Source organism: Amycolatopsis sp. NPDC114503 (genome assembly GCF_055633655.1).
Genome location: NZ_JBVKDT010000003.1, coordinates 627,041 through 640,798, shown reverse-complemented (window position 1 = coordinate 640,798; position 13,758 = coordinate 627,041). Strand labels below are relative to the sequence as shown.

Here is a 13,758-nt window from a genome sequence, read left to right as displayed (position 1 = left end):
CCTGATGCGTGGAGCGTGGTCGGCGGATCGGTTGCGTGAAGACGGGTGCGGGGTGGGCGGAGCCGTTATGCGGTGTTGAGTGTGCTGGTGGGTTGTGCGGTGGTGGGTTGAGCTATTGCGCGGCGGCGAGTGCGGCGGCAGACGGAGCCGTTGCAGGGCGAGCGTTTTCGGCAGCCGACCTTGGCGGTTGTCAGCAGATGGAGCAGCGATTCCCGCGCGCTGGCGGTGCCCTCGATCCGGTGGTGCTGCCGCCAGCTGAGCAGCCCGGGCATGGGCCATGCCGGGAGGATGGAGGCGAGTGTGGTGGGGTGAGTTGTTGGGAAGTTCGCGTGGCAGGCTGAACCGTCGGCGGCGGTGATCCATCATCACCCCGTGCCGTGCCGTGCCGTGCCGTGCCGTGCCGTGCCGTGCCGTGCCGTGCCGTGCCGTGCCGTGCCGTGCCGTGCCGTGCCGTGCCGTGCCGTGCTTGTGCGCCGTTCCCGGCCGAAGCAACCGGTGTGGTTCTTCCGCGCCTGCGGAACCCCCAGCGGCCCGTGCCGGGGTTGTCCCGCCCTTAGAGGGTGAACTCGGTTCCGTCCGGCGGCAGGTCCGCCCCCGCGGCGAGAACCGCGGCGTGCTCCGGACCGGCCGGGTCGACGACTGGGTTCGTGTTGTTCAGGTGGGTGTAAGCCCACCGCGTGGCACCTGGGCGCTCCGCGATCATCGGCAGGGTCGTGGTGATCGGCACATGGCCCATCGCGTGCTGCGCGGCTGGGTCGGCACCGTCAGTCGCTGTCGTGAATTCGGTGCCGCTGTAGAACGAGCCGTCCAGCAGGACGAGGCTCGCGCCTTCGACGAACGCGTCGAAGCCGGGCGGCCAAGTGCGCAGGCACGGCGCGTAGACGAGCGTGCCCCCGGTCGTCGGGTCGTGGATGCGGTAGGCGACGACCCACGGGCCTGGACGGGCGGAGGATCGGGCGTATTTCGGTTGTTTGTCGCTGACCGGAAGGGCGGTGATCACCAAGCCGTCGAGGGTGGTTTCGGTGGAGGGGAGCCAGTTCCAGCGGTGGTACTCGCTGATGATGGTGCGGGCCGGGAAGTGGTCGGTCAGTGCGTGCAGGGCGGCGGCGGGGGCGTGGACGGTGAGAGCCGCCGCCTCGCGGAGCATGAGCAGGCCGAGGGTGTGGTCTAGTTCGGCGTCGGTGAGCAGGACCGTGCGCAGCGGCGTCTCGCGCGGGCCGGGGCCGGCGCGCAGCGCGGGGGTCGCGAGGATTTGGGCGCGGATGTCGGGCGAGGCGTTGAGGAGGTGCCACGCGCGGCCGTCTGCGCTGAAGGCGACGCTGTCCTGGGTGCGCGGGGGAGCGCTGGAGGTGCAAACGGAGCAAGCGCAGTTCCATTGTGGACAGCCGCCGCCTGCGGCGGTGCCTAGCAGGATGACTTTCACCGGGCTGGGCCACGCATAATCAGGTCCGAAGTGGACGGTGCGGCGAGGATGAGGTCAACCGTGCCGCGATCTGGGGAGCGGGAGCAAACCGGATCGGTGTTGGCGGCGTCGCCGGTGAGCTGGAACGCCTGGCAGCGACAGCCGCCGAAGTCGGTCGTGCGGCGGTCGCAGGTGCGGCACGGGTCGCGCATCCACTCCTCGCCGCGGTAGGCGTTGAAGGATTCCGAGCGGTACCAGATGTCGGCCAAGGCGGTGTCGCGGACATTGTCGAGGGTGAGCGTGGTGATCGCGCTCGCGGCGGGGCAAGGGAGCACGGTGCCGTCGGGGGCGATCGTCAGTTGTCGCGCGCCCCAGCCGTGCATGCAGGGTTTGGGGAAGGGCTCGTAGTAGTCCGCGACGACGTAGATGATCTCCATGGTGCCGCGCAGGCGTTTGACGGCCGAGCGGACCAGGGGTTCGGCGGCGGCGAGTTGCGCTGGGGTGGGCATCAGCGCGTCGCGGTTGCGCAGGGCCCAGCCGTAGTACTGGGTGTTCGCCAGTTCCAGGCGGTCCGCGCCCATCGACTCGGCCAGTGCGATGATTTCCGCCAGCTGGTCGTGGTTTTGCCGGTGCAGCACCACGTTGACGGTCAGCGGCAGACCCGAGGCTTTGACGAGTTCGGCGGCGGCCAGCTTTCGGTCGAAGGACTTCGCGCCGGCGAGGAGGTTCGCGCGGTCCGGGGTGGCTGCTTGCACGGAAAGCTGGACGTGGGCCAGGCCCCGTTCGGCGAGGTCGTTCAGCCGCGGCTCGGTCAGGCCGAGACCGGAGGTGACGAGGTTGACGTAGCAGCCGAGGCCGCTCGCGTGCGTGACCAGCTGCGGAAGATCCGGGCGCGCCAGCGGTTCCCCGCCCGACAGGTGGACTTGCAGCACGCCCAGTTCGCGGGCCTGGGACAGGGCGTCCGTCCAGTCCGAGGTGGACAGTTCCGCGGATCGCTTCACCAGCTCCACGGGGTTTGAACAATACGAGCAGTGCAGGGGACATCGGTGCGTCAGTTCCGCGAGCAACCCCAGCGGTGCGGTCACGTCCATTCGATCACCCGCCGTTGTCCCAACCGAGCCAGCACAGCGAGGACGTCATTCTCTTGGACGCCTTGGTATCGGCTGTTCAAGAGAGCGATGATGCCGGAGACCGGGGTGGCGCCGTCGCAGAGTTGCAGGACCGCGGTGGCGGTGGAGTTCGGCACGAGCACGCCTTCCGGGAACAACAGGACGTGCACCCCGCGCACGTGATCGAACGTCAGACGCACGCCAGTGCGCAGTTTCGGCACCGACGCGGCGGTGATGGTGTCCATGGCTCACTCCTTGGCCGCGACGCGTTCGATGGCGTCGAGCATCGACCACAGCACGTCGCACTTGAACGACAGCGCGGCCACCGCCTTCTCCTGCTGCTCGCGGGTGACGCAGTGGCGCACGACAATGTCCAAAGTGTCCTTGCCCTCGCCGGAAACCTTGTCGATCCGGTTGGTGAAATACGCCAAGTCCGCGCGGGAGATCCACGAGTAGTTCGCCAGGACGTCGGCCACGCGCTGCTGCATCAGGTGCCCGGCGAACATCTCGGTCAGGCCGGACGCGATGGCTTCGGCCCAGGGTTTGGTGCGCGCGAAGGTGACGTAGGCGTCGACCGCGAACCGGACGCCGGGGGCGACGTGCCGCTCGTCGAGGACCTCGGCCCGGTCTAGGCCGACGGCGGTGCACAGCCGCAGCCAGCGTTCGGCTCCGCCCTCGCCTTCGACGGCGCCGTCGTGGTAGACGATCCGGTCCAGCCAGATCCGGCGGATTTCCGGAATCGGGCAATTGCTGATGATGGCCGCGTCTTTCTGCGGCAGCTGGCATTGGTAGTACCAGCGATTCGCGGCCCAGAGTTTCAGTTCGTGCTCGGTCAGTTCGCCGGCATGCATCCGCTGGTGGAACGGGTGGCTGCCCCAGTACCGGTGGGAGAGGCCGCGCAGGGCGTCGGCGAACTCCGCCGGGCTCATCGGGTGCACAGTGGACATTCGCATACTCCGGGATTCACTGAGCGGCAGGGTTTTCCGAAGGACGGGACCGCCAGCGAACCGGCCCCGTCCGGCGGGTCATTCCTCCCTGCGGGCCGCGTAGGCGGTGACCTCCATCGGCGTTTCGTACTCGACGAAGTCGGGCGCGGTCCACATTTCGGCGGTTTCGGGCATGAGGAAACTCGCTTTCCTTCGGTGGTGCACCAGTGAGCGGGGCAGGCGTCCCGCCGCGAACGCCGTCACCCTAAAAGCGCAAGGCGGCCGGTCGCCAGGGGTGCGGGCCGATTTTCCGCCGACTTTGTAAATATTCCTTCCGATGGCGCAGCGAGCGGTCACTCTCGGGCGCGGCCGCCTCTTGTCCGCCCGACAGATTCCTTGCGGGCGCGCGAAAACCTCCTGATGCCGCTTGACATCGGACCCGTGAACAGCCGAATAATAGGGTTCAAGCGCGGTTGACAACGATGTCAGAAGAGGTTTCGGGAGCGACGTGACCCAGGTGAATCGCAGGCGTTTCCTGTCCGGCGGGATTGCTGTCGCGGGCGGTGGTGTGCTCGGCGCGTTCGAACTGTCCGGCACCGCCGGAGCGGCTCCGGAGGCCCGGCCGCCCCAGGTGGGCGGCGGTGAGATCGGCAGCGGCTGGACCTTCGTCGCGGCGGACGGCACCGCGGCGGGCAGTGCGCTGGCCAGCGCGCAGGACGTTGCCGGTCTGAAGCCGGCCGTGGTCCCGGGGACGCCGCTCACCAGCATGATCGCGAACGGCGAGTACCCCGATCCCCTGTACGGCCACATCGTGACCGACACCGTTCCGGACACCCTCAAGGACACCGCCTACTGGTATCGGGTCGCGTTCCGGGTGCCGAGGCTGGTTCCCGGACAGCGGTTCTGGCTGCAGTTCGACGGCATCAACTACCTCGGGACCGTCTGGCTCAACGGCACCAAGGTCGGCACGGTCGAGGGTGCCTTCAAGCGCGCGGTCTTCGAGGTCACGGACATCGTGGCGAAGGCGGGCGGCATGGCTTGGCTGGCGGTGCTGGTCGGAAAGCTCGACTACGCCGACCCGCCCGCCTTGCCGAGCTACGCCAGCGGGGTGACGCGGGGCGGCCGCAATGGCGGTCCCACCGGGATCACGCTGAAGAACGGCCCGACCTTCTTCTGCACCGCCGGCTGGGATTGGCTGCCCACCATCCCCGACCGGGACCTCGGAATCTGGCAGCCGGTCACCTGGCGTACCACCGGGCCGGTCCGGTTGGCCGACGTGCAGGTCACCTCGACGCTGTCGCAGGACTTGCGCACGGCGGACGTCGCGGTCGAGCTTGCGCTGGACAGCGCCGCCGCGAAGTCCGTGACGGTGAAGGGATCGCTGGACGGACGAGAGTTCCGGCGAACGATCAGTGTTCCGTCGGGCATGTCGTCGGTCGTGCTGACGTCGAAGGACATCGCTTCCCTGCGCTTGGACCGGCCGAAGCTGTGGTGGCCCAACGGCTACGGCGACCCGTATCGCTACCGGCTGGCCGTCAGCGTCGAATCCGGCGGCCAGGTCCACGACGAACGAACGGTGGATTTCGGGATCCGGCGGATCGAGTACACGACACCGATGCGGTCGCCGTCCGGAACGACGAGCAACTGCCTGGCGATCACCGTCAACAACCAGCCGATCCTGGTGATGGGCGGCAACTGGGGGCTCGACGAGGCCCTCAAGCGGATTCCCCGCGAGCGGTTGCGCGCGCAGGTGCGCCTGCACCGCGACGCGAACCTCAACCTGATCCGGAACTGGAACGGCCAGAGCAGCACCGAGGACTTCTTCGCCGCCTGCGACGAGTACGGCATCCTGGTCTGGCAGGACTTCTTCTGCTCGACCGAAGGCCCGCCCGCCGAGAACACCGCGCGCGACCTCGCGAACATCCGCGATTGCATCGTGCGGTTCCGCAACCACCCGTCGGTCCTGCTCTGGTGCGGCGGCAACGAGGGGCCGCCGCCGCAGCCGTTGATCGACGGGCTGGACGCACTGGTCGCCGAACTGGACCCGCAGCGAGTCGCGCTGACCAGTTCGGCGGGCGACACCGGACAGAACCCGATCGACGGATACCGGTCCGGTGGTCCGTACCACTGGGTCCCGCCCGCCAAGCATTTCTCGCTCAACGACGGCACGCAGTGGCCGCCGTTCCACAACGAGGTCGGCTCGTACTCGATCCCGACGCTGGAATTCATGCGGAAGATGCTGCCCGAGTCCTCGTGGGAGCATCCGGATGACTTCTGGGCCGACCGGGACGTGAACGGCAACGGAGGCAACGGCGGCGGGGCAGGCTATCTCGCATTGACGGCCGAGCGCTACGGAGAAGTGCGGAACCTGCCGGATTTCGCGCGCAAGTCGCAGTTGATGAATTACGAGTGCATCAAGGCAATCTACGAAGCTCCGGCGGCGAATATGCGCAGCGCCGGGCCTTATCCCCGCACCGGGGTGATCATGTGGATGACCAACCCCGCGCAGCCGAGTTTTGTCTGGCAGATGTACAGCCACGATCTGGAGGCGCATTCGTCGTACTACGCGGTTCAGCACGCGTGCCGGCGGGTTAACGTGATCCTCGACGGGCAGAGCTTCGACGTCGTGGTGGCGAATCACGGCCGGGCAGTGGTGCGGGGGCGGGTTGAGGCCACGCTCTACGGGCTGGACGGCGTGGAGGTCGCCCGCGCTTCGTTTGGCGTGGAGGCAGGGGCTTCTGACCGGACTGTGGCCGGGAGTGTTGCTTCGCGAGTGAAGGCGGTGCCGTCCGAGGTCGTGTTTGTTCGGATGGTGCTCAAGGATCCTCGGGGCTCGGAGATCGCCCGAAACTTCTATTGGGTGGAGAACCCCGCGCGGGCGGCGGGATTCGCCAGTTTGGACGGGATGCCCGCAGCTGCTGTTTCGGTGATCGCCGGGGTTTCGCGGGGCAGGGACGGCGCCGAGATGGCTGTCGATGTGCGCAACGTCGGGAAGTCTGTGGCGTTGATGGTGCATTTGCAGATTTATGACGTCCGGACCGGAGAGCGCATTCTCCCCGCTACGTTCACGGACAACTATCTGAATTTGATCGGCGGGGAATCGGCGACTGTCCGAGTTCAGCTGGATGGCGAGCAGATCCGGCGGCATCCGAACCTGGGAGTCCGGGTCGACGGATGGAAAATCGACCAGCGAGCGTCTCCATTGCGAGGGCACGGCGTAGCAGTGGCCTTCAACCACGAGGCATTGGACACCCATCCCGCACAGACCACGTTCGGGCGCTGAGGCGGCGCACGCAGCCTCAACTGTGCGAAAGCCGCTCCGGGGCGGCAAGAATCGCCTCCAGCAACCCGGGAAACCGCTCCTCCACCTCTTCCTGCCGAACATGCACGATCCGCCGCCGCCCTTCCGTGACGGTCCGGGTCAGCCCGGCCTCCCGCAAAACCCGGTAATGATGCGAGATCGTCGGATTGCTCAGCCCCAGCCCGGCCTTCTCCACCAGCGTCGCGCAGTCGATCGGGCCCCCGGCCCGGTACATCGCCCGCAAAATAGTCCGCCGCCCAGGGTCGGCGAGAGCGCTGAGGATCACCGTCAGGTCGAACGACTCGACCGTCGGCTCAGGCAACGTGCGCGACACGGCAGGGGCTCCTTCCACGCTTTGACCGTCATCGAATCATAGTCTATGGTCCGTCGATGTGACGATTCGACAATCATCGAATAACACTCGCCTGGTGATCCTGGCGGCGGGCACCTTCGTGCTGGGCGTGGACGGATTCGTCCTGCCCGGCCTGCTTTCGGGAATCTCCCGAGACCTGTCGGTCAGCGTGGCGACGGCAGGCCAGCTCACCACGGTCTTCGCGGTCGCCTATGCGGTCGGGTCGCCGGTGATCGCGACACTCGCCGGCCGAGCGGACCGCAGGCTGGTGATCGGAGCGGGCATGGCGACCTTCCTCGTCGGCATGCTGCTGCAGGCGGCGGGCCCGACGTTCGGCACCGTCCTGGCAGGCCGAGTCGTCTCGGCGCTGGGAGCCGCCGCATTCCAGGCCAACGCTTTTGCGGTGGCGGGAGTACTGGCGCCGCCGGAGCGACGAGCAAGGGCCTTCGCGGTGATCGGCGCGGGATCCAGTCTCGCCGCGGTTCTGGGAGTCCCGCTCGGTCTCCTGATCGGCCAGGCCTGGGGCTGGCGCGGCACGTTGTGGACGATTGCCGCGCTGGCCACCGCGGCGGCAGTGCTGGCCGCGGTCTTCGTCCCGTCGATGACCTTGCCCGCCACGACGATGCGCGACCGGCTCGCGGTCCTGGTCAATCCCCGCATCCTCACGCTTCTCGCGGTAAGCGCGCTGGTACTGGCCCCGTCGTTCCTGCTGATCGCGTACGCGTCAGCAGTAGTGGGGATCAGCTCGCCGGGCAGCGCGGACGCGATTCTGGTGGCATTGCTGGTCAATGGGGCTGGGTTCTTCCTCGGCAACCGGCTCGTCGGACGGGTTGCCGACCGGGTCGCTTCGCTGCGGGTGATCGTGGCGGGGCTGGCGATCGTCGCGGTGGCCGCTGCGTCGCTTTCGGTCGTTCAGCGGTGGTTCGTCCCGACGCTCGTCGTGCTGTTCCTGCTCGGCGTACTGGGCTCGATGCTGTTCATCCCGCAGCAAAACCGCGTATTCGCGGCAGGCGGAAACGCGGCGGCGGTCGCGCTGAGCCTCAACGGTTCCATGAACTACGTCGGAACCGCGATCGGCGCGGGAGCCGGCGGGCTCGTGCTGGCGAATGCCGGACCGGAATGGCTCGGGCCCGCGGCGGCGCTCCTGGCGGCCCTGGTGCTGGCGGTCGCGCTGGGCACCGCCCCGGAACGCCGAAACGCGGAACCGGCCCGCTGAACGTCCAGTGTGGACAGTCGAGGGAACCGCGGGTTGCCGTGTCCGCGGGACTGGCGGATGATGGGCGGCCAGTCCCCGTCCCGTTCCACCGCAGCCCCGGAGGCACGCGATCGCCGGCAACGCCGCCGAACCCGGGCGCACGGTCCTCAGCCGCGCGTTCGCGGTGCTGGATTCCTTCCTGTCCGGCCGACCCGAGCAGACTCACGGCGAGATCACCCGGGCGACCGGGCTCGCGCCCGCCACGGTGCACCGGCTGCTGGCCGAACTGACCGGCTGGGGCGCGCTGGAGCGCACCGGGCGCGGCCGGTACCGGATCGGGCTCCGGCTGTGGCAGCTCGGGGCGCAGGCGCCGGGCGGACGCGAACTGCGGGACGTGGCGCTGCCGTTCCTGCAGGATCTGCTGCAGGTGACCCACGAGGTCGTGCATCTTGTCGTGCTCGACGGGGACCGCGCGCTGTACCTGGAAAAGCTCGAGGCGCATCCGGACGTCGTGGTGACCTCGCGGGTGGGATTGCGGCTGCCGTTGCACGCGGCGGGGCCGGGCAAGGTGCTGCTCGCGCACGCGCCGCCGGAATGCCTCGAAAGCATTCTGGCCGCCGGGCTGGAGCGCCGCGCCAGCGGGACGATCACGGATCCGGCGCGGCTGCGCCAGGTGCTCGCGGAGGTGCGGCTGCAGGGGTTCTGCATCTCCCGCAACGAAATGACCGAGGGCGCGTCGTCGGTCGCGGCTCCGGTGCGCGGGCCGGGCGATCAGGTCGTGGCGGCGATTTCCGTGGTGGTGCCGAGCTGCACGCCGAATCTGTCGCCGCTCGTGCCGGTGGTCCGGATGGCGGCGCTGGGGGTCACGCGGGCATTGCAAGGCTGAGGAACTTTTCCGCTGAGTGGAAGAGGGGCTGGGCGGCTGAGGACCGGGCCGGGAGACTCCGGACCGCCCGCTGCCGCACTGCCGAGGAGAAGTCCGTGAGCCCTGCCCCGACCGTTCGCGACGCCGCGTTCGACGTGCTGCGCCGGTTCGGCGCGACGACGCTGTTCGCCAATCCCGGGTCGACCGAGATCGCGCTGCTCACCGACCTGCCCGACGACCTCGAGTTCGTGCTGGCGCTGCACGAGGGTTCGGTGGTCGGCATGGCGACCGGCTGGGCGCTCGCGAACGACCGGCCCGCGGTCGCGATCCTGCACACCACCGCCGGGCTCGGGAACGCGGTCGGCGCGCTCGCGACCGCCCGGGTCAACCGCGCGCCGCTGGTCGTGCTCGTCGGACAGCAGGACCGCCGCCACCTCGCGCTGGAGCCGTTTCTCACCGGCCACCGGCTCGACGACCTGGCCCGCCCCGCGCCGGTGTGGATCGCGGAACCGCCGCGCGCGCAGGACGTTCCGGGCGCGCTGGCCCGCGCGTGGCACGAGGCGCGCGAGCACCGCGGCCCGGCGCTGGTGATCGTGCCGATGGACGACTGGTCGGAGCCGGCGGGCGCGGACGAGCCGCTGCCCGCCCCGGCCAGGCTGGTCCGCGCGAACGCCGCCGAGCCCGCGGTGCTGGCCGAGCTGGCGGAATTCCTCGGTGCCGCAACCAATCCGGTGCTCGTGGCGGGTGCCGGTGCGGACGACGCCGAGTCGTGGCGCGGGCTGACCGCGCTCGCCGAGAAGCTCGCGTGCCCGGTGTGGCAGGAGGCGTTCGGCGCCCGCGCCGGATTCCCGCAGGATCACCCGCAGTTCGCCGGACATCTGCCGCCGGGCCGGGAAGAACTGCGGAAAGCGTTGTCCGGGCACGACGCGGTGCTCTCGGTCGGCGCGCCGGTTTTCCGGCAGTACCCGCGAGAACCAGGACAGCTGACGGAGCCGGGCACCCGCATCGCGGTGGTCACCGACGATCCGAACGAAGCGCACCGCAGCCCGGTCGACCTGGCTGTGCTGGCGCGGCCGTCGGCGGTGTGCGGGCCGTTGGCCGAGCTGATTCCCGCGCGGGAGGCGGGCACGGAGAAGATCGGCCGGACGGTCGAATTGCCTGGTGCGCCGGAGGACGGTGCGCCGCTGCGGCCGGAGAGCGTGTTCGGGCTGCTGGCTCGGCAGTTGCCCAAGGACACGGTGCTGGTCGAGGAATCGCCGTCGAGCCGCCCGTTGCTGCACGCGTATGTGCCCGCGCGCGAGCCGCTCGGATTCCTCAGCGCGGCCATGGGCGGTCTGGGATTCGGTGTCCCGGCGGCGATCGGGCTGCGGATGGGCGGCCTGAAACGTCCGGTGGTGGCGGTGATCGGGGACGGCTCTTCGCTGTACTCGATCCAGGCGCTGTGGAGCGCCGCGCATTACGGCGTCGGCGTTCTCGTGATCGTGCTGTCCAACGGCGGCTACGCGATCATGGACAAACTCGCCGTGCGCCACGGCGAACGGACGGCCGGCGGCGGCAAAGCGCCGTGGCCCGGGTTCGACGAGGTCAGCGTGAGCGGGCTCGCGAAGTCGCTCGGCTGCCCGGCGCGGCGCGCGGAAACCTACGAAGAACTGGAGTCAGTGTTGAACGAGGTGCTGCCGACCCTGGCCGTGCGCACGGAGCCGCTGGTGCTGGAAGTGGCGGTGACGGCATGACGTTGCTCGGGAACGACTGGCAGGGCCGGATCTTCTCCGGCGGCTGGATCCCCGGCGCCGGCGGGGAATACGACGCGGTCGAGCCTGCCACCGGGAACACGCTGGCCCGGGTCGGCGCGGCGGCTCCGGAGGATGTCGCGAAGGCTGCCGCCGCTGCGCGGGAAGCCCAGCGGGAGTGGGCTGCGAAGCCGTACGACCAGCGGGCGCGGGTGTTGCGCCGTGCGGCGCGGCTTTTCGAGGACCACGGCGACGAGATCGACGAATGGCTCATCCGGGAATCCGGTGCCACGCGGGGGTTCGCGCAGTTCCAGACCCGCGCGGTCGCCGCCGAGGAATGCCACGAAGCCGCCGCGCTGGCCGCGCATCCGTACGGGGAGCTGTTGCGTTCCAGCCAGCCTCGGCTGTCGATGGCACGCCGGGTTCCGGCCGGAGTGGTTGGCGTGATTTCGCCGTTCAACGCGCCGGTGATCCTCTCCATCCGTGCGATCGCGCCCGCCTTGGCGCTTGGCAACGCGGTGCTGGCGAAGCCGGACCCGCGCACCGCGGTGTGCGGCGGTGTCGTGCTGGCTCGGATCTTCGAGGAAGCCGGGCTGCCTGAAGGTCTGTTCCACCTCCTGCCCGGCGGCGCCGACGTCGGGGCGGCGCTCGTCGAGGACCCGTTGGTGCGCGTGATCGCGTTCACCGGTTCGACGAACGCGGGCCGCAAGATCGCCGCGGCGGCGGGGGAGCGGCTCAAGCGCGTGCACCTCGAACTCGGCGGCAACTCGGCGCTGGTCGTGCTCGCGGACGCGGACGTCGAGCAGGCCGCGTCGGTCGGCGCGTTCGGTTCGTTCAACCACTCCGGGCAGATCTGCATGGCGACCGGACGGCACCTGGTCGCGGCCGAAATCGCCGACGACTACGCGGCCGCGCTCGCTGAACACGCGGCCAAGCTGACCGTCGGAAACCCGGCGAACGGCGACGTCGCGCTGGGCCCGCTGATCGACGCCGGACAGCGCGACCGCGTCCACTCGGTGGTCACCGGCAGCGCCGAGGCCGGCGCGAAGATCGCCACCGGCGGCACCTACGAGGACCTGTTCTACCGCCCGACCGTCCTCACCGACGTCCCGCTCTCCGCGCCCGCCTACGCCCAGGAAGTGTTCGGCCCGGTCGCGCCGGTCGTGCCGTTTTCCACAGTGGACGAAGCAGTCCGCCTGGCCGGCGGTACCGAGTACGGGCTGTCGCTGGGCATCCTGACCCGGGACGCCGCGCGGGGGCTGGCGCTGGCCGAGCGGATCCCGTCCGGTCTGGTGCACGTCAACGACCAGACGGTCAACGACGAGGCCCTCGCGCCGTTCGGCGGGGTGGGGGATTCGGGCACCGGCTCCCGGCACGGCGGCGCGCAGGCCAACCTGGAGGCGTTCACCGAAACCCAGTGGGTCACCGTGCGCGGCGACCTTCCGCAGTACCCGTTCTGACCCGCAGTATTCGACCAGGTCCCCTCCGACGACGCAGGTGATGACATGACGGTCTCGACTGATCCCCGGGCGCGCTATGCCCGCTGGGTGGCTCCGCTGTGCTGGACGGCGGTGGCGCTCGAAGGGTTCGACCTGGTGGTGCTGGGCGTCGTGCTGCCCGCGCTGCTCAAGGACAAAGCGTGGGGGCTCGACCCCAACACGGCGTCGCTGATCTCCGCCGTCGGGCTGCTCGGCGTGGCGGTCGGCGCGTTCGCGATCGGCCCGCTCAGCGACCTGTTCGGCCGCCGCGGGATGATGCTGCTGACCGTGATCAGCTTCTCGGTCTGCACGCTGCTTTGCGCGTTCGCGAACGGGCCGTGGCTGTTCGGCGTGCTGCGGTTTTTGGCCGGGCTCGGGCTCGGCGGGGTGCTGCCGACCGCGCTCGCGCTGATCACGGAGTACGCCAAGATCGGCCGCGGCGGCAGCGCGACCACCGTGCTGATGACCGGCTACCACGTCGGCGCGGTGCTCACCGCGTTGCTGGGAATCCTGGTGCTGCAACGGTTCGGCTGGCAGTCGATGTTCGTCATCGGGGCCGCGCCCGCGCTGATCCTGGTGCCGCTGATGGTGAAGTTCCTGCCCGAGTCGAAGGCGCTGGAGCGGGCGAAGGAAGCCCGCCGGAACCGCAATCCGCTCGGGGTCCTGTTCCGGCACGGCTACGGCCGCGCGACGATCGCGTTCTGGGTGACGTCGTTCATGGGGCTGCTGCTGGTGTACGGCCTGAACACCTGGCTGCCGCAGATCATGCGCGCGGCGGGCTACGAACTCGGCGCGGCGCTCGCGCTGCTGCTGGTGCTGAACGTCGGCGCGGTCATCGGCCTGCTGGTCGGCGGCCGGGTGGCGGACCGGATCGGCTACCGGCGTTCGGTCATCGTGTGGTTCGCCGCGGCCGCGGTGTTCCTGGCGCTGCTGAGCATCAAGCTGCCCGGGGCGAGCGTGTACGTCGGGGTGGCGCTGGCGGGGATCTTCACCTTCAGTTCGCAGGTGCTGGTCTACGTGTACATCGCCCGCGTGTACCCCGCCGAGGCGCGCGGCACCGGGCTCGGGGCGGCGAGCGGGATCGGCCGGTTCGGCGCGATGTCCGGGCCGCTGGTGACCGGGCTGCTGCTGTCGGCGGGGCTGGCGTATCCGTGGGGCTTCTACCTTTTCGCGGTGGTGGCGGTGATCGGGGCGCTCGCGATCGCGCTGGTGAACCGGGACCCGGCTCCGGACGCCCCGGCGGACAGTCCGGTGCCGCAGGTGGAGACGGCTCACGAGGGTTGAGGGCGCCGTGAGTGGGGGGGGCGGGTTTGACCAGGGGCGTCGACCCCGACAAGGAGGCAGTGGTCCGGTCGGTTTTGGTGTTGTAGTCTAAAAAATTCGCGTACCAGGCCCAATCG

Annotated in this window: 12 protein-coding genes; 6 read left to right on the top strand and 6 right to left on the bottom strand. The window is 69.7% G+C overall.

Annotated features, from left to right (window positions below; translation table 11 throughout):
- Positions 1-553: 553 nt before the first annotated feature.
- The 5 genes from pqqB to pqqA all read right to left on the bottom strand — a co-directional run bounded on the left by pqqB (position 554) and on the right by pqqA (position 3,632).
- Positions 554-1,423 (bottom strand): pyrroloquinoline quinone biosynthesis protein PqqB, encoded by an 870-nt coding sequence (gene pqqB, locus ACZ7OI_RS15530; RefSeq protein WP_470264855.1) that lies wholly within the window; start codon positions 1,421-1,423, stop codon positions 554-556.
- On the bottom strand, positions 1,420-2,493 hold the full coding sequence (gene pqqE / locus ACZ7OI_RS15525) for a pyrroloquinoline quinone biosynthesis protein PqqE (protein ID WP_470264854.1): 1,074 nt from the start codon (positions 2,491-2,493) through the stop codon (positions 1,420-1,422). The genes pqqB and pqqE overlap by 4 nt, the downstream gene beginning before the upstream one ends.
- Positions 2,484-2,756, bottom strand: a complete 273-nt coding sequence (gene pqqD / locus ACZ7OI_RS15520) for a pyrroloquinoline quinone biosynthesis peptide chaperone PqqD (protein WP_470264853.1) — start codon at positions 2,754-2,756, stop codon at positions 2,484-2,486. The genes pqqE and pqqD overlap by 10 nt, the downstream gene beginning before the upstream one ends.
- Before the next feature lie 3 nt (positions 2,757-2,759).
- Positions 2,760-3,458, bottom strand: coding sequence for a pyrroloquinoline-quinone synthase PqqC (pqqC, locus tag ACZ7OI_RS15515; RefSeq protein WP_470264852.1), 699 nt, complete (start codon positions 3,456-3,458; stop codon positions 2,760-2,762).
- Positions 3,459-3,536: 78 nt separating this feature from the next.
- Positions 3,537-3,632 carry a pyrroloquinoline quinone precursor peptide PqqA gene (pqqA, locus tag ACZ7OI_RS15510; protein ID WP_116204359.1) on the bottom strand — a complete coding sequence of 32 codons (96 nt, stop codon included), beginning with the start codon at positions 3,630-3,632 and terminating at the stop codon, positions 3,537-3,539.
- 313 nt (positions 3,633-3,945) lie between these two features.
- Here pqqA and ACZ7OI_RS15505 point away from each other — a divergent pair, with 313 nt between their 5' ends.
- Positions 3,946-6,720 (top strand): glycoside hydrolase family 2 protein, encoded by a 2,775-nt coding sequence (locus tag ACZ7OI_RS15505; protein WP_470264851.1) that lies wholly within the window; start codon positions 3,946-3,948, stop codon positions 6,718-6,720.
- Positions 6,721-6,736: 16 nt separating this feature from the next.
- Here the strand turns inward: ACZ7OI_RS15505 and ACZ7OI_RS15500 are convergent, their stop codons facing one another.
- A complete protein-coding gene (locus ACZ7OI_RS15500) occupies positions 6,737-7,072 on the bottom strand; it encodes an ArsR/SmtB family transcription factor (RefSeq protein WP_470264850.1) in 336 nt (111 codons plus the stop codon).
- A 94-nt stretch (positions 7,073-7,166) separates the two neighbouring features.
- Here ACZ7OI_RS15500 and ACZ7OI_RS15495 point away from each other — a divergent pair, with 94 nt between their 5' ends.
- The 5 genes from ACZ7OI_RS15495 (at position 7,167) to ACZ7OI_RS15475 (ending at position 13,642) form a co-directional block, all read left to right on the top strand.
- Positions 7,167-8,306 carry an MFS transporter gene (locus ACZ7OI_RS15495; RefSeq protein WP_470264849.1) on the top strand — a complete coding sequence of 380 codons (1,140 nt, stop codon included), beginning with the start codon at positions 7,167-7,169 and terminating at the stop codon, positions 8,304-8,306.
- Positions 8,307-8,469: 163 nt separating this feature from the next.
- A complete protein-coding gene (locus ACZ7OI_RS15490) occupies positions 8,470-9,171 on the top strand; it encodes an IclR family transcriptional regulator (protein ID WP_470235944.1) in 702 nt (233 codons plus the stop codon).
- A 95-nt stretch (positions 9,172-9,266) separates the two neighbouring features.
- The gene (locus ACZ7OI_RS15485; protein WP_470264848.1) at positions 9,267-10,883 is read left to right on the top strand and encodes a thiamine pyrophosphate-dependent enzyme; all 1,617 of its coding nucleotides are present in this window, start codon (positions 9,267-9,269) and stop codon (positions 10,881-10,883) included.
- Entirely contained in the window at positions 10,880-12,340 is a 1,461-nt protein-coding gene (locus tag ACZ7OI_RS15480; protein WP_470264847.1) for an aldehyde dehydrogenase family protein, read from the top strand. Before ACZ7OI_RS15485 ends, ACZ7OI_RS15480 begins: the two co-directional genes overlap by 4 nt.
- A 45-nt stretch (positions 12,341-12,385) precedes the next feature.
- Positions 12,386-13,642, top strand: coding sequence for an MFS transporter (locus tag ACZ7OI_RS15475; protein ID WP_470264846.1), 1,257 nt, complete (start codon positions 12,386-12,388; stop codon positions 13,640-13,642).
- The last annotated feature ends 116 nt before the right edge of the window (positions 13,643-13,758 follow it).